Source organism: Marinobacter nauticus ATCC 49840, from assembly GCF_000284615.1.
Taxonomy (GTDB): domain Bacteria; phylum Pseudomonadota; class Gammaproteobacteria; order Pseudomonadales; family Oleiphilaceae; genus Marinobacter; species Marinobacter nauticus.
Window position 1 is genome coordinate 688,700 of sequence record NC_017067.1, and the last position, 18,362, is coordinate 707,061.

Sequence of the window (18,362 nt, forward strand, 5' to 3'; positions counted from 1 at the left end):
CTCCGGCCTGGATGCCTGTCAGGGGTTTTTCAGATCTGCCCGGACAACCTCAGATAGCGATCGATAACCAGAAGCGAGATCAGTCGCTCATGGTTGTGATTACTGAACCTCGCCGCATGTTGTCGGGCGTTTGTGATAATGCGTTTTGCTTCCGAAGGGTGCTCACGGTAGTAGGTGACCTTCTGCTCAAGATCGGAAAAATCATCCTTGAGCTGGACGTAGTGGATGTCTGGCTGCAGGGTGCCTTCCATAAACCAGGTTTCAAATCTCGGCTGCCGCATCAGGCAAAGCGAGTTCGATGCCATGATCCATTTCAGGTTAGTGGCAACGTCGATGCCTTCCACGCTAACGATGAACTGATGCTCGAGTTGCTCCGGGATGGTCATGAAAGGCTTGTGATAGGCCTGCAATGCGGGCTCTTTGTGGCGCACACATCCGATATCGCAAAGTTGGCTGTCGGCCCATTTTCGGGCGAAAGCAATGCGTTCCGGGTGATTGGATTTTCCCCGCCAGACAGCCGTAGGGTGTTTATCTTCGAAGGTGAGCTTATCTTCGACCTTGACGTAGTGGCGAACAGTATTGAGTTTCAGGAGCACGGAGTGCGCGTTGGTGTCGCCAGCGGTGATCGGCCGGCTCTTCACGAAACGGGGGTGCTCGGGTATGCGGGTAACATCGCCTAACTGATAGGCAACCCTGGCGTCTCGTGGAAAGTAACGGATCACGTTACGAAGATCAAAGTAATAGGCACTGCTTTTATTGCGCGGTGAAAACGAGCGGATGGGCTCGGCATCGGGCGCCGGTGCGAAGGTTTGGTGTAAACGGTTGTAGTAACGAACCCGGGCCATGATGTCCGCCCGAGTGCTTGGTGTCAGGCTCTCCAGCTCAGACATAAGGCGGTCACGTTGCTGTGACCACCACGCCCAGGGTAGAACGCCGGACAACGCGTTGGCGGCATAGAAGCCGGCTTTGTGCAACCGATTGGGGCGGGCGTTCTGCTTTGCCATACAACCTTCCTGAATACCGGACGAGAAATGTATGGCAATAAGTTGTAATCAAGCCCCATGTCATCCGGGTGACGATTCTGTGGCAATTCGATGACGTTGGGGCTGGCGCTAACGACAGATTTTATGAGGGTAATAGGGGTTGGGGTTGCCGGGCGGGCGATGTCGCAGGCGCTTGTACTCCCATTGATACTGAGCGGGTGCCATTCGAATGACTTTCTCGACCGATTGGTTCAGCGCGGTTGCGGCGACCACGGGATCTGAGTCGCCATTGCCCGGAACTGCCTCCTCAACGATCAGGCGGAATCCATTGCCATCCGGCAGGCGTTCAGCAAAAGTGACCAGAACGTTGGCTCCGGTTTTCTGAATCAGGCGATTCACCAGCGTCATGGTGCGCACTTCCATCCCGAAGAAGGGAGCATAGGCGTTGGTTTTGCCTCGTGGCGACTGATCCGGAAGTATGCCGGCCACCCCGCCTTCTTTCAGAATGCCCATCAGCCGGAGCAGTCCCTTACGGTCACCGCGCACCAGTTCGGAACCCAGACGACCACGTACGCGGATCATGTAGTCCTCGAATTCCTTGATATGGGGAGGGCTGTAGAGGGCAGCCATCTTGTAGCGAGACGAAAAAAACAGTCCGGTCAGTTCCCAGTTGCCGAGGTGGGGGGCGAGCAGGATCAGTCCCTTGCCGGAGGCCAACGCCTGATCAACCAGCTCCAACCCTCGGGTTTCCTTGATAAGTTTGAAGCACTTGTCGACCGGCCATTCCCACATCAAAGGAATCTCCATCGCCGTCATGCCGGTATGGGCCATGGATTCCTTCGACAGTCTTTGCTGTTCCTCCGCCGATAGTTCCGGCAGGCAGATCCTGAGGTTTACGTCGGTGGTTTTTCGCGAGCGACCGTTCAGGCGCCAGGCCAGCAAACCGACGAACCTGCCAATGGCCTGGGCAAGTTTCAGAGGCAGCAGGCCGGCGATACGCAACAAGCCGGCAATCAGAAAATACTTGAGCTTGCTCATGACCGACCGTAACGATCCTCGTAACGAACAATGTCGTCTTCACCGAGATAGGAGCCGGATTGAACCTCAATCAGCTCAAGATCGATGACGCCGGGATTCTCCAGAGAATGGATCTGGCCAACCGGGATGTAAGTGGACTGGTTTTCCGTGACCAGATAGGTTTTCTCGCCATTGGTAACTTTGGCGGTGCCACTGACCACGATCCAGTGTTCAGCCCTGTGGTGATGCATCTGAACCGATAGCTTGGCGCCGGGTTTAACCGTGATTCGCTTGACCTGATAACGGGTACCGTTATCAATGGAATCGTATACCCCCCAGGGGCGGTATACCTCCCGGTGATTCATATGTTCGTGGCGACCATCATTCTTGATCGCTTCCACCACTTTCTTGACGTCCTGAACCTGATCTTTGTGAGCGACCAGCAGGGCATCTTTTGTTTCGATGATCACCAGGTCCTTCACACCTACGGTGGCTACCAGTCGGCTATCGGCCCGAACCAGGGTGGTCTCGGTATTGTGGGCAATGACATCGCCCGAGAAACAGTTGCCGTTGGCATCCTTGTCGCTCACTTCCCAAAGCGCTGACCAGGAACCAATATCGCTCCAGCCTGCATCCAGTGCGACTACCGCAGCGTTATCCGTTTTTTCCATGACGGCATAATCAATGGAGTCTTCCGGGCACTCAGCAAAGACGCTTTCGTTTACGCGGGTGAAATGCAGATCCTCACTGGCGTCATCCAGCGCAGCCTGGCAAATGGCGAGAATATCCGGGCGGTGTTTCTGAAGTTCCTGAAGGTAAGTGCGAGCGCCAAAAAGAAACATGCCGCTGTTCCACAGGTAATCGCCGGAGCTGAGATACTGTTCCGCAGTCTTCTGGTCTGGTTTCTCGACGAACCGGCTGACTTCGAAGCTGCCGTCTGCCAGTCCGGAACCCTGTTGAATATAGCCGTAACCGGTTTCGGCATGGCCGGGTACAATCCCGAAGGTGACCAGCTTGCCCTGCTCGGCCAGCGGGATTGCCTTTCGAATACCGTTCTGGAATGCGCCCATATCCTTGATCAGATGATCCGCCGCCAGTACCAGCATCAGTGGGTTCTGATTCTCATCGGTTTTTCTGATCAGTTGCAGGGCAGCAAGGGCGATGGCCGGCGCCGTGTTGCGGCCACAGGGCTCCAGGATAATGCGGGCATCGTTGTAGCCGGACTGGCGCATCTGTTCTGCCGCCAGGAACCGGTGATCTTCGTTGCAGATCAGCAGCGGGTCAGCAGATTCCATGCCCTCAAGTCGGGCGACCGTGAGTTGCAGCATGGACAGTCGATCGTCCGTCAGTTTCAGGAACTGTTTCGGATTCAGTTGCCTGGACAGTGGCCAAAGGCGTGAGCCGGTGCCTCCGGCCATGATGACGGGGTGAATCATGTGCACACTCCGGGATGTGAAAGTTGCGATGGATGCAGATAAAAGTGGTCGATATCTTATCACGCTGCCAGGCACGGTTTTATCTTAAGCGTTGGAAATCTTCCCAGGAATGTCCCTGGCTATCCTGCTCCCAGGCTAATCGCTTTTCGAAACGTCGAACCTTCCTTTCAATATAGCGCTCGCTCCAGCCGGGTGCCGAGGCCAGGGCCTGGGGGATAGCAGGAGCCCCCAGGCCGTCCACCAGAAACAGCTCAGGTTGGCCGGTACGATCGGTTACTACAAGATTGTGTGGCAGTAGATTGCGGGTAAGAATGCGGTTCGCGGTCAGCCAGTTCTCAAACCGCTGAATGGCCTCAAGGAGCTCAGGCGTTAGCCCTCCGCCCCGGATCAGGAATTCGAGTGTCGGTGCTATATTGCCGTCCTTGCAGCGAAGCATTTCGCTCTCGTTCGCTGGCCCCAGGGTGGTCGCAACCCGGCCATAGAACTTTGGTAAATGACTCCACAGGCTTTCTTCGTTACCTGTTTGAATCAGGCGTCTTATAGCCGGTTGCTGGTGTGCTCTCAGTTCCTGGGTGTTGTCATTGAGCCGGGCTTTTCCCAAAAGCCGTTTCACCACTGACTGTTTTTGATACCTTGCCTGGATACTCCCGGGGCGAATTACCTTCAGGCAGCGGTCCGGATTGTCCGGATGTTGAAAGCAAAAACGATTGGCACCTTGCGCAAAGGGCAACAGTGAATCCAGATTGGCTTCCGCCTGATGGTATTGATTATGTGCACTATCCACGGCGTGTAACCTCACGGTACACCTGCAAGGTGTTCGCAACCATAGAATCGACGCTCAGTTCACGGGCAGCAAAATCCCGTACTCCAGCCTGAGACTCCACCAGTTCGGCAATCGGCGTGTTGAGAAGCGAAGATAGCCCGGCGGTGTCACCCGTCGGACAGATGTGCTGTGGTGGGAGCAACTCATTGGCCACGGGCACATCGGTTGAGACTACTGGTTTTCCCGAAAGAAGAGCTTCTGCACAGACATAGGAAAAACCCTCGCGCCGAGAAGAAATTACAATGCCGTCGACGGACTGCATCAGTCCGGGAATATCTTCCTGATAGCCGATGAGCTTGACTCTGCTGGTAAGCTTTAGCCGTTCGATCCTCTCCTGCAGTGCCTCGTGCTCTTTCCCGTCCCCTGCGATCAGCAGGCTGCCTTTTGCGCTCTGGAAGGCATCAATAAGTTGATCGAAGCCCTTTGCGTGAACCAATCGGCCGACAGCCAACCACAAGGGGCGATCGTAAGTCTGGAAGTTGAAGGGCGCTTCCGGGCATCGCTCGATGTTTATTCCGTTATAAACGACGGTTACGTTTCCGCCAATATCACTGGCCAATGCGTGGCTAACGGCAATAATCCTTGAAAACCGATTGGCAGCCGGATATCGGGATTTGAAATTGTGAATGGTCGCGATGAAACGGGTTTTGGGAAACAGGGGCGACAGTAGCTGGATTGTCGCAGCGGACTTACTGCCCTGAGCATGAACCAGGTCGAATTCCTGAGCCCGAAGCGCCTTTACGATCGAGCAGATCAATGTAGGAGAATAACGGGACCCTTTGGTGTTGACCGGGTACCGGTTTACTCCGGGATCAAGAGCTTCGAGGTGTTCCGGTGCCGACATGCAGTAGACAGATACACCCGCTCCCGCCAGTCCGTTGGCAAGATCGGCGAAGTGTTTCTCCATGCCGCCTTTTGCGGACGGAGGCGATAGCATCATCAGCAGAACTTTCACTGGAGCTCCGCCCGTCTGGTCTGAATTGCTGCTTCGTATATCTCGAGTGTGGACTCTGTCTGCGCCCGCAGTAAAAACCGGTCCGGAAGAAATATATCAGGCTTGGGTTTGTCCAGCAGCCCGAGCACGGCGCTGGCAAACGCGCCGGTGTCGTCCGGTGTTACCAGCCCTTCCCGGAAACAGGCTTGCAGGGTTTCCGCTGCACCGCCGCGGTTGTACGCCACCACCGGTGTACCGGACGCCAGGGCCTCGGTGACTGTGCGGCCGAAGGGCTCTGGCTTGGTGGACATGTGGCACACCACCTCGGCCAGCAGGTAGAGGTTGGTCATGTCGTTTCGCTGGCCGAGAAACGTGACTTTATCAGTCAGTTGCAAACGACTGCGCTCCTTTTCCAGCTCCTGCAGAAAGCGCTCCTTACCCGGTTCTGCGCCGCCAACGATGATGCCGTGACAATCCGGGCGTTGACGTACGATACGCGCCATGGCCTCCAGAAAATGCAACTGGCCTTTCCAGCGAGAGATACGGCCCGGCATCATGATGATCTTTTTGCCGGCGAGTTGAGGAAACCTCCCGAGGAGGTGGTTTTGCCATTGTTCGTTGATGGCTCGGTTGCGGAAGGCTTCAATGTCTACGCCACGCTGGACCACCGTCAGCTTGTGTTCCGGCACAGCAAAGTGCTTCAGAACATAGTCTCGTACGCAATTGGACACCGCTATGACCTGATCCGCTTTTGCCATGATGGCGCTGTAAGGCGTCACTGAATACATGCCGTGGAAGGTCGAAACTACGGCCGGGCGTTCATATTGTGGCAGCGTTTTCAACGCCAGGTGAACAATCCAGGCCGGCATTCGGGAACGCACGTGAACGATGTCTGGCTTCAGATCCTTCAGCAGCTTGCGCATGGGCAGTATCTGTCCGAATGAAGCCGGCGTTTTTCGGTGTATCGGCATGTGAATATGCGAGGAGCCCTGGCCGCGGACCTGTTCGGCCATCGGGCCGCCGTTGGAAACCACGAAGGATTCGTGGCCTCGTTTCACCAGTTCGGCAGCGAATTCAACAGTACCTCTTTCCACACCGCCACTGTGCAGCGCCGGTAACGCTTGTAGAACCCTCACCTTGTCCGCTCCCCGTCCTTGTTCTGATACTTGCCCAGGAATATCTGCATTACCCAGCGGCCGGCCCGGTCCGCTTCCCAGAGACGATCGTGTCGTTCGGGCTGTTCGGCCATGATTGATGCGTGGTCGGCCCAGTGCGCCAGCAGTCCTTTCTTTGCGAGTTGCTCGACACCATTGGCTACCCTGCTTCCCGATCGAGGATTAAGATCCAGAAGGCCGGTTGGCACCCCCGACGTAACGGCTTCGCACACCATGGACTGGCTATCCGGTGTTACCCAGACGGCTCTTGATGACGCGAGCTGGTGGTTCAGCCAGCCCTCGTGCGTCTGATTGTGGTCAACGACTGAAATCCTGGGGCCCTGAAGCTCCGAGAGGCTGTCGGACAGGGCTTTTGGTGTGCGCCGGGAGTTGGTGATGGTCCAGCGCCATTCGGGGTAGCGTGCCATCAGGTCGCCCAACTGCGAAAGAATGGCATCATCATGCCAGTCATAGTGCTGCGATGGTCCTCCGATCAGTACCAGAGCTTCGGGCTTGCTGGTGAGCCTGGCCAGGGGCGTGACGGCATTAATTACCCCCTCTGTGATCAGAATGTTGCGAGCAGGCTTAACCTTGTCGTGGGCCGGAATAATGGCGGCATCGACCAAACGGAGGGGGAATCCAGGCTTCATCAGCACGAGCGTTTTTGCCTTGCGATAGCGTCGCAAGGCCAGCAATAACCGGTGGGTTCCTGAACCGGCCCCGATTATAAGTGCAGGGGCGGGCAGGTTTGGCACCGAAGCCGGCGCAATTCCCGTCAGTGCTCGCCACATCGGGGTTGGGTAATCCGTGGCGTTTATCCAATGGAGGTCCGCGCCGGCGAGGACGCGCAATCGATTACCCAAACCGCGTAACTGGTTGCGATGGCCGGCCTTGTTGTCGGTAATCAGCCAGATAACGGGTGCGGTGGCGCCGGAGTCCCTGTTCAAGAGTTACCTCTTCTTCTTCCGTTTTCGGCCATAGAAGCCCGGATCATCCCTGTTCGGTCTGGTTTTGAAGCGGCGGTGCATCCAAAGATACTGGTCGGGCGCCTTGCGGATTTCCTGCTCGATAATGGCGTTGATCCTGGTGGCATCCTCAAGATCATCGCCACTGGGGAAGTTCTCCAGGGCAGGGTGGAAATAGATGTCGTAGCCCGGGCCATCTTCCCGGCGGAAATGACTGAAGGGAACAACCTTGCACTTGCTACGCTCAGCAATCCGCGATGTGGCAGTAATGGTGCCGGTTGGAATCCCGAAGAAGGGCGCGAAAACGATGTCTTTCCGGCCGTAGTCCTGATCCGTGGCGTACCAGACGGCCCGGTTGTTCTTCAGGCAGCGAAATAGCCCGCGAAGGTCACGTGCGCCCAGCACCGAACCGTAACGTCGGCCGCGAGCCCGCGTCATCACTGCGTTCATCAGTGGGTTGTTGTGATCCCGCTGCATGACGTCTGCCTCAATATACTCCGTCGCCAGGCTACCACCCAGATCCAGCGTGCTGTAGTGGCCTCCGAGCAACAATACGCCATGCCCCTCTTCGAGCGCTTGCTCGAAGTGTTCGAGACCGTGAACTCTGGTGATCTTTTTGAGTTTTGACGCATCGCGAAACCAGGCAACACCAATCTCCATCAAGCCAATCCCGTTGGCGATAAAAGCATTGCGAACCAGCGCGGCCTGTTGCTGCTGGTTCAGCTCCGGGAAACACAGGCGAATATTCACTTCGGCAATATGGCGCCGGCTTTTCGCCAGCCGCCAGGCCAGCAGGCCAGCAATCTTGCCCAGCCACCATTGCAGGCGCAGCGGCAACTGGGCCACTAGCCACATCGCGGCTATGCCAAGCCAGGTTGGCCACCATCGTGGATGGCGGTAGGCTGAATAGTCTGTGTTTCGTGGTAGTTTGCGGTACTTCTTCTTCAAAATCGTGAATCCTGCATCGACAAACGGTTTTCCGGGGGGCAAGATGCCCGTCCAAAGAAAAATTGGCCCTATGATAACGCACTGTTTTGCCGGGAGTCCTGCGTGTTCCAGTTTATCTATTCCCAGCTGATTCGCCTTGTGCTGCCGTTCATACTGATCCGGCTGTGGTGGCAAGGGCGTAAAGCGCCCGCCCTTCGGCGCGACTGGCAACACCGTTTGGGTTGGGTGCCCGAAATTTCTGGCCCGGTTATCTGGGTACACGCCGTGTCTGTGGGTGAAACCATTGCGGCAGGCCCGTTGGTCAGGCGCCTGCTCGCCAGGAATCTGGGGGCCACTATTTTGATGACGGCGATGACCGACACCGGGTTGGCCCAGGCCCGCAAGATGTTTGGTGACAGGGTAACGTATGCCTACGCCCCATACGACACACCCGGCGCCATCCGGCGTTTTCTGGACCGCATCAATCCCAGGATTCTGGTTATTCTCGAAACTGAAATCTGGCCCAATATGATCCGCCAATGCCGCCGGAGGAGAGTTCCGGTTTTCCTGATAAATGCGCGCTTGTCCGAGCGTTCTGCCCGTGGTTACGAACGGGTCAAAGGGCTGGCCGCGCCGATCATGAAAAGCATTACCTGGGTGGCGGCGCAGGCCGACCGGGATGCTGACCGGTTTCGGCGCATTGGCGTTGCCGCCTCCCACGTTGAGGTTACTGGCAGTGTGAAGTTTGATGTCGATATACCGGATGATGTGCGTGCGGCTTCCAGTGCCTTGCGTGAGGAGCTTGGGGCTCGCCCGGTCTGGATTGCCGGCAGCACGCACTCCGGAGAAGACCAGCAATTGCTTGACGCTCATCAGAGAATACTTCAGCAACATCCTGAGGCTTTGCTGATTATTGTGCCCAGGCATCCGGATCGCTTTGACTCTGTCGCGGAGCTGGCGGAGAAAGAGGGGTTTTCTGTTGCCCGTCGTTCAACCGGTGATGACCCCGCCGAAGCTCAGGTTTATCTGGGTGACACCATGGGCGAACTGATGATGCTGTACGGTGCCAGTGATATCGCCTTTGTTGGAGGTTCGTTGATCGAGCGTGGTGGGCATAATCCACTGGAGCCGGCAGCCTGGGGAATACCGGTTTTTTCGGGGCCTCATGTTTTCAATTTTGAAACCATATACGAACACTTGCTGACGGATGGTGCTGTGCAGGTAATAGACGGGGCGAAAGCCTTGGCCACGGCGCTCAGTAAGCTGATGACTGATAAAGAAGAATGCCGGGCCTACGGAGTGCGTGCATTAAGCGTCGTTCAGAAAAACCGGGGTGCCTTGGATAAGGTTGTCGAAGGGATTATCGAACGTCTGTAGCTCCGGGTATCGCCGGTGATACCCGGAGCTCGCCTTTTGGGGATTACCGGGCAGGGTTGTCCAGTGTGCGGTCTTCCTCTGCCATCGCTTCTATGCCTCGCGCACCTTCACTCAGCCAGTTGTTCAGATCCACCAGATCCTGAGGGCTCAGGGTTCCGGCTGCCTGTTTCAGTTGCAGAGTGTTGATCACGTAATCATACCGCGCATTGGCGTAGTCCCTCAGGGCGACGTAGTAAGCCCGCTCTGCATCCAGAACTTCCACGATGTTGCGGGTACCAACGTCATAACCGGCCCGGGTGGCATCCAGGGCGCTACGACGAGAGATGATGGTCTGCTCCAGTGCCGATGCCGTTTCCACGTTGTTGTTCACGGTGAGGAACAGGCTGCGGGTGTTTACCTGTACATCGCGACGGACGGTGTTCAGATCCTGCTCTGCAGCGGTGACCAGAGAGCGTTGTTGGCGCACGCCGGCCTGGGTGCCGCCGCCCATATAGAGAGGCACGTTGAGCTCCAGGCCAATAACCCCCTGGGTTCCTTCCTGCTGAGGGTTTCGGGCGCCGTCCAGCTCGGACTCGCCATAGGATGCCACCAGGTCCAGTGTTGGCAAATGGCCGGATTTGGCAACTTTAAGATTGGCCTCGCTGGCGTTCAGTTGTGATAAAGCCGCTTGAATGGACCAGTTCTGGTCCAGGGCTGTTGTTTCCCAGGCATTCGGGTTCATGGGCTCAGGTCGACCGAGCGGGAAATTCTCGCGCAGGTTTTCCAGGTCATCGGCGTATTCGCCGGTCAGTCGCGCCAGCTGCTCCCGGGCGACATTCAGCTGGTTGTCGGCTGCGATGCGCTGGCTTTTGCTGTCGTCATAGCTGGCGCGGGCTTCGTACACCTCGGTGATGGCGATCAGGCCGACGTCGAAGCGTTCCTGCGCCTGTTCATACTGGCGCTGGATTGCTGCTTCAGTCGCGCGAGCTGTTGCAACGGTATCCTGAGCGCGCAGGACATTAAAATAGGCGGTTGCAACATCCAGAATCAGTTGTTGCTGGGCCAGGTTGTACTGGGCCTGGGCGGCTTCGGTCTGGAACTGGCTGGCGTCGTAGCGGAACCAGTTGTCGGCGCGGAAAACCGGTTGCGACAATTGCACGCCATAGTTGAATGACTTGTAGCTGTCTCCCGGGCCGTTTTCAGCGTCGAAATCCGTGTGGTTGGCTTCGGCAAACGCACCAACCTGCGGCAATAAGGTACTCTTGCTCACATCGCTGGCGGCTTGCTGGGCCTGAAACTGTGCCAGCGCAGAGGCGATGCCGGAGTCATATGACAGTGCCTGCTCATAAGCCTCCACAAGATCCAGAGAGAAAGCGGGCTGGGCTGCCAGCAGGGTGATCAAACCTGGAAGTAAACGTTTCTTCATTATTGCTCCTGAAAACTATCTCCGGGCATCCGTGATCTGGACACAGGTATCGGCAGGTCAACGTGTAGAGCGCGGGTTTATCCCGATAGTGACCCAAAGGTATTGGTGGCCCATTATGGACAATAATCGTTCCCGTCTCTACACTTGAAAAGCTCACTCATTTTGTGAGCAAAACAGAATATTTATCGCGTCTTGACGGGGTGCTGATTCGCCTGAAGCAGGTGATCGGCTGAGATTGCAACGCAGAACCCGCGACCTGATCCGGATAATACCGGCGTAGGGATTAAGACCGTACGAACCATGCCGGAAGTAGGTTTCGAATTACCTTCGGCATAACTCCGTCATACGCGACCCGACCACCTGAGCAAACACGGGAGCAGACGATGACGGATATCCCATCCTACCTGAGCGATTCCGCACAAGTAGACTCCGCAGCAATCAAACCATTACCAAGCTCACGAAAAATATACGTGCAGGGTAGCCGAGCCGATCTGCGCGTGCCTATGCGGGAAATTACTGTGGGCGACACGCCCACTGAAATGGGCGGCGAAAAGAACCCGCCAGTGGTGGTGTACGACACCTCCGGGCCCTATTCAGACCCGGAAGCCAGCATTGATCTGCGCAAGGGGCTGCCGCCGGTGCGCGCTGCATGGATTGCCGAACGCGGCGATGTCGAACAACTGGAAGGGTATACCTCTGAGTTTACCCGCCGGCGTATGAAAGATCCGACTCTGGATCCGCTCCGGTTTATGGACGAGCGCAAACCCCTGCGTGCCAAACCCGGCAACAATGTGTCCCAAATGCATTACGCCCGGCGGGGCATTGTCACTCCGGAAATGGAATACATTGCCATCCGGGAGAACATGAAGCTGCAGGAAGCCCGAGAGAATGGATTGCTGGCCGAGCAGCACCCCGGGCAGTCATTCGGTGCCAACCTGCCGAAAGAAATTACCCCGGAATTTGTCCGCGACGAAGTGGCCCGTGGCCGCGCCATCATTCCAGCCAACATCAACCACCCGGAAATCGAACCGATGATCATCGGTCGCAACTTCCTGGTGAAGATCAACGGCAACATTGGCAACTCGGCAGTGACCTCCTCCATTGAAGAGGAAGTGGAAAAACTCACCTGGGGCATTCGCTGGGGAGCGGATACCATCATGGATCTGTCCACCGGAAAGAACATTCACGAAACCCGGGAATGGATCATCCGCAACTCCCCGGTCCCCATCGGCACCGTGCCCATCTACCAGGCCCTGGAAAAAGTCGGCGGCGTGGCCGAAGATCTGACCTGGGAAATCTTCCGCGACACCTTGATTGAACAGGCGGAGCAGGGCGTGGATTACTTCACCATCCATGCTGGCGTGCGCCTGCACCACGTACCGCTGACCGCCAAACGCACCACCGGCATTGTGTCCCGAGGTGGTTCCATCATGGCCAAGTGGTGCCTGGCTCACCACAAGGAAAGTTTCCTGTACGAGCACTTTGAAGACATCTGCGAAATCATGAAGGCCTATGATGTCTCCTTCAGTCTTGGTGACGGCCTGCGCCCGGGCTCCATTGCCGATGCCAATGATGCCGCCCAGTTTGGTGAACTGGAAACCCTCGGAGAACTCACCAAAATTGCCTGGAAGCACGACGTCCAGTGCATGATCGAAGGCCCCGGCCATGTGCCGATGCAGTTGATCAAGGAGAATATGGACAAACAGCTGGAATGCTGTGACGAAGCGCCGTTCTATACGCTCGGACCGCTGATCACCGATATTGCACCGGGCTATGACCACATCACGTCTGGCATCGGGGCGGCCATGATCGGTTGGTATGGTTGTGCCATGCTTTGTTATGTCACGCCAAAGGAACACCTTGGACTGCCCAACAAGGACGATGTGAAAACCGGCATTATCACCTACAAGATCGCCGCGCATGCTGCAGATCTCGCAAAGGGTCACCCGGGTGCCCAGATCCGCGACAATGCGTTGTCCAAAGCACGATTCGAGTTCCGCTGGGAAGACCAGTTCAATCTGGGGCTGGACCCGGATACTGCCCGCGCCTACCACGACGAAACCCTTCCCAAGGAATCGGCCAAGGTGGCGCATTTCTGCTCCATGTGTGGCCCCAAGTTCTGCTCCATGAAAATCTCCCAGGAGGTCCGGGATTACGCGGCAGAGCACGGTATCGATGAGGTGTCGGCGATTGATGCCGGTATGCAGGCGAAATCACGGGAGTTTGTGGAATCGGGCAGCAAGATCTACGACAAGATCTGACCCGCATTCACTTGGTTCCATGATGGCGTGAATCCGAGCCTGGCGGGGTGTTAACTTGCACCCCGCCGTGGCTCCGGCTATCGTTCAAGGCCGAATGCGCAACCGGGTGAAGTAATGCCAAAACCATTCCAGTTCAACGCCAGCGACGTCAAAGTCGAAAAACGTGAAACCGTGTTCCAGGGCTTCTTCCGAATGGACAAACTCTGGCTGACGCATCCGCGCTTCGATGGTCGCGACATGCCCGTCTTTACCCGGGAACTGTTTATCCGGGGTGATGCCACCTGCGTGCTGCCATACGATCCGGCGCGCGACGAGGTTGTACTTCTGGAGCAGTTTCGTTTGGGGGCGCTCCACCGTAACCAGTCCCCCTGGTTACTGGAACTTGTTGCTGGCATGAATGAGGATGGTGAGAGTCCGGAAGAGGTGGCCCAGCGAGAAGGTCAGGAAGAGGCTGGGCTGAGTTTCAGTCGCCTGGACAAAATCTGCGATTACCTGGTTTCCCCCGGCGGTACCACGGAAATGATCCACCTGTATTGCGGTCAGATCAGCACCGCCGAGGCTGGTGGTGTTTTCGGTATGGAACATGAGCACGAGGACATTCTCAGCCACGTGGTGTCAGCGGAAGAATGCTTTGCCATGATTGCTGATGGCCGCATCAATAACGCCGCCGCGATTATTGCCATCCAGTGGCTGCAATTGAACCGGGAGCGTTTGCGGCGGGAGTGGCAAGCATGACGGAGTGGGTAAAGCGGCCCAGGCAATATGTGCCGGACCTGCGCCAGTTGGGGGCGCTCTGCGACGGCAACTATCAGCGCCTGCGCAAGCTGCGCCAGCTTGAGGTGGATGGCAAACCCGTATGTGAGTTCGAACTGCACCGGGAGAACCAGTACCTGGGCCGGGTGCGAATTGAAGTGCTGCAAACGGCCAGATTCACAGAAACCCTGCTGCTGGAGCAAGTCCACAACAGCGGCCGATGGCTGAACAACCCGCGGATGACTGTGCGCGTATACCACGATGCCCTCATGGCCGAAGTAATCAGCTGCTACCGGCAACGACAGATTGCGCCCGTGAATGACTATCCGAACCGGTTTATGCATCACCCGGATGAAAAGGTTCAGGTGAACGGCTTCCTGGCCGATTGGCTGGACTATTGCCTGCGTTTCGGGCACCTGCCGATGGAGCATGCAGCCTGGTCTGCGGGCGAAGGCATCGATTGAAAACCCTCATCTCTGAACGGTTTCTCAGTTCGCCGAAAGTCTATAAAGCCGGTTGCCGGACCTGTGGCAGAGTTGTCAAATACTGCAAAATATAGCGTGCCGCTGGTCAGAATGTGATCCACCTTCCATTCGTGAACAATCAATCTGAACTAAGCCATCGTACACTTGTCTGGATTATCAACTGCTTGCAGAAAACAGAACAGGCCTGGCATGACCAAACCCACAACGGCGCGCCCACTCAATGTGTTGCAGCTTACCGATCCGCACCTGATGGCGTCTGCGGATGGAGCCTTGCTGGGAGTCAACACCCGTGACAGCCTGGCGGCGGTGATTGACGAAGTGCTTCGCAATCACGGCCAGCCCGACCTGATTCTTGCCACCGGAGACCTCACCCAGGATGCGTCGCCGGAGGCGTATCGCTATTTCGCTGAACAACTGAAGGCGTTTGATTGCCCCTCGCTCTGGATTGCTGGCAATCATGACGATTCCGCGCTCTTGTCTTCCATTGCGGCGGAGTCCGGCTCTGATCAGAAACAATGGGTCCAGGGCGGCTGGCAGTTTGTCATGCTCGATTCCTCGGTACACAGCAAGGTGTATGGAGAGCTTTCGGCCGATGAGCTGAGTTTTCTCGACAGGGCTTTGTCCGAGCAACCAGAGATGCCTGCTGTGGTTAGTCTGCACCACCACCCGGTGGATATCGGTTCAGACTGGATGGAAAAAATCGGGCTCAAAAACCGGGACGCCTTCTGGCAAGTGATTGACCGGCATCCGCAGGTTCGGGTAGTGCTGTGGGGCCATATCCATCAAGAGCTTGAACAGCAGCGCAACGGTGCTTGCCTGCTGGCTACACCTTCCACTTGCATCCAGTTCGCCACAGGATCCAGTGACTTTGCCGTGGAACCTCTGGCACCGGGTTATCGCTGGCTGGAACTTGATCCCTCCGGCAGCTTCAAGACGGAAGTCCGCCGAGCGGAAAGTTTCGAGTTTGACCTGGACGAGAAGAGTACCGGGTATTGATTCGGGCCTGGCTGAAGGCAGATCACGGTTTACGTTGACGGCTTTGATAATATGACAAGCCTGTGAAGGGGATTTCACAGGGAAGATCAGCACTCGTCAACGGATGACACGGAATGAAAATCATACAACCTCAGGATCTGCGGGCTGCGGATCTGCCAGGGCTGGAATCGCCCTTTTTTGCCTTGGAAAAAGCCCGGCGCTTTATTCAGAACAACCCCAACATAAATCTGGAGCGCCTCCTTGGACAGCCGGCAACTTACGGTCTGGGAGCGCGGGCGTTCAATCTACAGCGCAATACCCATATTGAAAATGTCCTCCGGGAAATACGGGATGGGCGACTTCTTCTGGTTTTTGACAGTATTGATGGCGAGCCATCCTCACCCGTCGTGCGTTGGCGTGAGGAGGTGGGAGGCGAGGGCCGTTGGCAGGTGACAGACGCCGGAGTTGATCATGAGATCATCGCCGGAGTAAACGCTCTGAATCAGCACGGTATTACCCCGGGAGATTTGCGGGTTCAGGGCAGTCTGGGCGTGGGAAGTCTGCCTTCAGGCGATTTCGCGATGGAGTATCGCCTTAAACAGCGCGAGCAGGCTTCGCGGCAAGACGTTCAATCCGGCGGCTCACCCAGCTCATTCTCGAAAAACGTTTTGCCTGTCTCTCCACTGACCAAGACGACCGAATCTTCCACCACCGAAGCACCTCCGGAGGTCCATCTCGAAATCGGCATCTTCACTGATGGCACCCTCAACAATGCTGAAAATTCCAGGGAACTGGAAGAGCGAGTGGCGACCGAATGCGTTGAGGCTTTTGAGCGCGGCGAGATGTCACTGGAGGAATGTGAGTATCGATTGTCTCTGGCATTGGGTGGGAGTTATGGCAATGCGCCGAGTAATGTGGCGAAGCTGGCTCGTCATTATATTGAGTCCAGTGAAGAGTCGAATGGTCGAGCTATACATCGTCTGTTGATTTATGCGCCTGGTATTGGCACCAAAACTGGCGAAGGTGATTCGCTGGTTGGATCTGTTTCTGGAATGGGGGAAACAGGAATTGTTAGTCAGGTGAGAAATGCGTTTTTTCGAGTTGTTCGGCGAATTTATGGTTTGGGATTGTCGAGCAATATTAGAACGCTAACGGTAGATTTATTCGGATTCAGTCGTGGAGCAGCCTCGGCTCGCCTGGCTGCCCACGAAATACTCGAAGGACCAACTGGTGCACTGGGGCGGATGTTTCAGTCATTTGACATGGAATGGCCAGGTAAGGTTGCTGTCCGCTTTGTGGGGGTATTCGACACTGTGGCTGCGGTAATTAATCCGCTCGCCATTGATTTATCGCCGTCGAATGAGCGTAATGCACCTGTTACTGTCTATCTCGATCCCAAAAAGGTAGAGGCCGCAGCGCATTTAATTGCAGCTGACGAACATCGGGAAAATTTCTCCCTCAACAGCTTACGGAATTCTGATGGCAGTCTCCCTGAAAACTTCCGGGAAATCTCATTGCCGGGGGTGCATTCCGATATCGGTGGTGGTTACTCGGATAATCAACGCGAGGATGTTCTGGTAACTCCTTACTATGTGATTCCGACACATCGTCATCGTTGGCCAGAGCAGACGATGGAATGGGATAACCTGAATAACTTGAAACTCAAATTTGAATCGGAAGGCTGGATCGGGGAATACAGTATGCCTGTTCAATCATCTGAAGAACCGGATCCAGCACCCAGTCAGCTCGGTCCGCTGGGAGATGCTTATTATCAAGTGCATAAGAAAGTATCCGCTCACCCGGCGCCAGATGGACGGGTAGAGCTGGCGTTGCGGATGGTGCGGCAGGTTAGGGGAGAGTACTCCAGAATAGCTTTCAAAGTTATGTGGGAATTGGCCAGCCAGGCTGGAGTGCCGCTACGAGATATTCGTGCAGACGAAGAAACGCGTATACCTGATGACTTGATGCAAGTTTCCGAGGACATTCTTCATCAAGTTATTTCTGGTTGTGATTCTCCCTCGTTGACCTTGGGTCAACAGGCATTGATTAGGCAGCGCTATGTTCACTATTCGGCAAACTATAACGCGTTAAGGTTTATGATCGGTGAAACCGTTACGAACATTCGTTTCGGACGAAACTTTAGTCCTAATGCTCCTGCTTCGTCAGGAGAGCGCGCCATTCATGCCAACCGATAAGGTGCCGTTATGTATTCTCTTCGAAGGCTTTTGATGATTGTCAGCGTTGGCTTGCTTATCACTGGCTGCTCCACATCGAAGAAAGGTGATATTCCCTGGTATATTGGTGTAGCTGCTCCCCAGCACTATGAGATGTGGGTGATGAACATGCACCTCGAGAGGTCGGGTGAGCGCAGCTGGCGCGTGCCTATAGGCACTGTTTCATGTTGTTGGACGGGCAAGTATGGTCCACGAGGTGGTGGCGGTGAAATGGATCCGTTTCCCAACTTGATTGCGCTTCACTGGTTCTCGTATGCCGAGCAGAAGTTTTACTCAACGTTGATCAGGGTTCCTGACGATCTGGAAGCCAGAATGAGTGTGCCCGCCCTTACCACGACTCCTAGTGGCAAAGAACGTTATATGCCCCGCCATAGCCTGGTACTTGGCCTGGCCCCCGGCGGCCAGGTCGTAATGTGGATGATGAGCCAGCGAAGTAACGCGGTGGAGGTGATGCGAGTATCTGCTACTGAGGTTGAGGGCGACCCCGCCGATTTTGCCAGTGCCACAGCGTCTTATCTGGAGGAGCATGGCGATTACCTGGAAGAGCACGGCTTGCAGCTCGACAAGTGGTAGCCGCACCGATCAATCTGCGGGTGCCTTTTTTTGAGCGCACCCACAGATTGCAGGTTTGTG

16 protein-coding genes and 1 riboswitch are annotated in these 18,362 nt (G+C 55.9%); of the genes, 7 read left to right on the plus strand and 9 right to left on the minus strand.

What is annotated here, in order from left to right; all coding sequences use genetic code 11:
* Positions 1–29: 29 nt before the first annotated feature.
* The 8 genes from MARHY_RS03180 to lpxL form a co-directional block, all read right to left on the minus strand.
* Positions 30–1,004: a glycosyl transferase family 90 gene (locus tag MARHY_RS03180; protein ID WP_014420541.1), complete on the minus strand. Its 975-nt coding sequence runs from the start codon at positions 1,002–1,004 to the stop codon at positions 30–32.
* A 108-nt stretch (positions 1,005–1,112) separates the two neighbouring features.
* On the minus strand, positions 1,113–2,021 hold the full coding sequence (locus MARHY_RS03185) for a lysophospholipid acyltransferase family protein (protein ID WP_014420542.1): 909 nt from the start codon (positions 2,019–2,021) through the stop codon (positions 1,113–1,115).
* The gene (locus MARHY_RS03190) at positions 2,018–3,436 is read right to left on the minus strand and encodes a mannose-1-phosphate guanylyltransferase/mannose-6-phosphate isomerase (RefSeq protein ID WP_041654558.1); all 1,419 of its coding nucleotides are present in this window, start codon (positions 3,434–3,436) and stop codon (positions 2,018–2,020) included. Before MARHY_RS03190 ends, MARHY_RS03185 begins: the two co-directional genes overlap by 4 nt.
* A 79-nt stretch (positions 3,437–3,515) precedes the next feature.
* A complete protein-coding gene (locus MARHY_RS03195; RefSeq protein WP_226374391.1) occupies positions 3,516–4,220 on the minus strand; it encodes a YrbL family protein in 705 nt (234 codons plus the stop codon).
* Positions 4,213–5,214 (minus strand): glycosyltransferase, encoded by a 1,002-nt coding sequence (locus tag MARHY_RS03200; protein ID WP_014420545.1) that lies wholly within the window; start codon positions 5,212–5,214, stop codon positions 4,213–4,215. Before MARHY_RS03200 ends, MARHY_RS03195 begins: the two co-directional genes overlap by 8 nt.
* A complete protein-coding gene (locus MARHY_RS03205; RefSeq protein ID WP_014420546.1) occupies positions 5,211–6,329 on the minus strand; it encodes a glycosyltransferase family 4 protein in 1,119 nt (372 codons plus the stop codon). The genes MARHY_RS03200 and MARHY_RS03205 overlap by 4 nt, the downstream gene beginning before the upstream one ends.
* Entirely contained in the window at positions 6,326–7,294 is a 969-nt protein-coding gene (locus MARHY_RS03210) for a mitochondrial fission ELM1 family protein (RefSeq protein ID WP_041654559.1), read from the minus strand. The genes MARHY_RS03205 and MARHY_RS03210 overlap by 4 nt, the downstream gene beginning before the upstream one ends.
* 3 nt (positions 7,295–7,297) lie before the next feature.
* Positions 7,298–8,260: an LpxL/LpxP family Kdo(2)-lipid IV(A) lauroyl/palmitoleoyl acyltransferase gene (gene lpxL / locus MARHY_RS03215; RefSeq protein WP_081496549.1), complete on the minus strand. Its 963-nt coding sequence runs from the start codon at positions 8,258–8,260 to the stop codon at positions 7,298–7,300.
* Between the two features lie 102 nt (positions 8,261–8,362).
* Between lpxL and waaA the strand changes: the two genes are divergently transcribed.
* Positions 8,363–9,616, plus strand: coding sequence for a lipid IV(A) 3-deoxy-D-manno-octulosonic acid transferase (gene waaA, locus MARHY_RS03220; RefSeq protein WP_014420549.1), 1,254 nt, complete (start codon positions 8,363–8,365; stop codon positions 9,614–9,616).
* Between the two features lie 43 nt (positions 9,617–9,659).
* On the opposite strand, the gene MARHY_RS03225 is transcribed toward waaA, so the two are convergent.
* The gene (locus MARHY_RS03225) at positions 9,660–11,021 is read right to left on the minus strand and encodes a TolC family outer membrane protein (protein WP_014420550.1); all 1,362 of its coding nucleotides are present in this window, start codon (positions 11,019–11,021) and stop codon (positions 9,660–9,662) included.
* A 186-nt stretch (positions 11,022–11,207) separates the two neighbouring features.
* Positions 11,208–11,321: riboswitch (TPP riboswitch) on the plus strand.
* A gap of 83 nt (positions 11,322–11,404) precedes the next feature.
* On the opposite strand from MARHY_RS03225, the gene thiC reads away from it, so the two are divergent.
* The 6 genes from thiC to MARHY_RS03255 all read left to right on the plus strand — a co-directional run bounded on the left by thiC (position 11,405) and on the right by MARHY_RS03255 (position 18,302).
* Positions 11,405–13,282 carry a phosphomethylpyrimidine synthase ThiC gene (gene thiC, locus MARHY_RS03230; protein WP_014420551.1) on the plus strand — a complete coding sequence of 626 codons (1,878 nt, stop codon included), beginning with the start codon at positions 11,405–11,407 and terminating at the stop codon, positions 13,280–13,282.
* Between the two features lie 114 nt (positions 13,283–13,396).
* A complete protein-coding gene (locus MARHY_RS03235; protein WP_014420552.1) occupies positions 13,397–14,017 on the plus strand; it encodes an NUDIX domain-containing protein in 621 nt (206 codons plus the stop codon).
* Entirely contained in the window at positions 14,014–14,499 is a 486-nt protein-coding gene (locus MARHY_RS03240) for a DUF1249 domain-containing protein (RefSeq protein WP_023010963.1), read from the plus strand. The genes MARHY_RS03235 and MARHY_RS03240 overlap by 4 nt, the downstream gene beginning before the upstream one ends.
* A gap of 210 nt (positions 14,500–14,709) precedes the next feature.
* On the plus strand, positions 14,710–15,516 hold the full coding sequence (cpdA, locus tag MARHY_RS03245; RefSeq protein WP_041654561.1) for a 3',5'-cyclic-AMP phosphodiesterase: 807 nt from the start codon (positions 14,710–14,712) through the stop codon (positions 15,514–15,516).
* A gap of 113 nt (positions 15,517–15,629) precedes the next feature.
* A complete protein-coding gene (locus tag MARHY_RS03250) occupies positions 15,630–17,690 on the plus strand; it encodes a T6SS phospholipase effector Tle1-like catalytic domain-containing protein (RefSeq protein ID WP_014420555.1) in 2,061 nt (686 codons plus the stop codon).
* A gap of 33 nt (positions 17,691–17,723) precedes the next feature.
* Entirely contained in the window at positions 17,724–18,302 is a 579-nt protein-coding gene (locus MARHY_RS03255; protein ID WP_226374446.1) for a DUF2931 family protein, read from the plus strand.
* The last annotated feature ends 60 nt before the right edge of the window (positions 18,303–18,362 follow it).

Excerpts from the sequence above, each read along its gene's own strand:
- MARHY_RS03190 (WP_041654558.1), bottom strand. The coding sequence starts at position 3,436 with ATGATTCACCCCGTCATCATGGCCGGAGGCACCGGCTCACGCCTTTGG.
- MARHY_RS03250 (WP_014420555.1), top strand. The coding sequence starts at position 15,630 with ATGAAAATCATACAACCTCAGGATCTGCGGGCTGCGGATCTGCCAGGG.
- MARHY_RS03255 (WP_226374446.1), top strand. The coding sequence starts at position 17,724 with ATGATTGTCAGCGTTGGCTTGCTTATCACTGGCTGCTCCACATCGAAG.
- MARHY_RS03180 (WP_014420541.1), bottom strand. The coding sequence starts at position 1,004 with ATGGCAAAGCAGAACGCCCGCCCCAATCGGTTGCACAAAGCCGGCTTC.
- MARHY_RS03185 (WP_014420542.1), bottom strand. The coding sequence starts at position 2,021 with ATGAGCAAGCTCAAGTATTTTCTGATTGCCGGCTTGTTGCGTATCGCC.
- MARHY_RS03240 (WP_023010963.1), top strand. The coding sequence starts at position 14,014 with ATGACGGAGTGGGTAAAGCGGCCCAGGCAATATGTGCCGGACCTGCGC.
- MARHY_RS03225 (WP_014420550.1), bottom strand. The coding sequence starts at position 11,021 with ATGAAGAAACGTTTACTTCCAGGTTTGATCACCCTGCTGGCAGCCCAG.
- MARHY_RS03235 (WP_014420552.1), top strand. The coding sequence starts at position 13,397 with ATGCCAAAACCATTCCAGTTCAACGCCAGCGACGTCAAAGTCGAAAAA.
- thiC (WP_014420551.1), top strand. The coding sequence starts at position 11,405 with ATGACGGATATCCCATCCTACCTGAGCGATTCCGCACAAGTAGACTCC.
- cpdA (WP_041654561.1), top strand. The coding sequence starts at position 14,710 with ATGACCAAACCCACAACGGCGCGCCCACTCAATGTGTTGCAGCTTACC.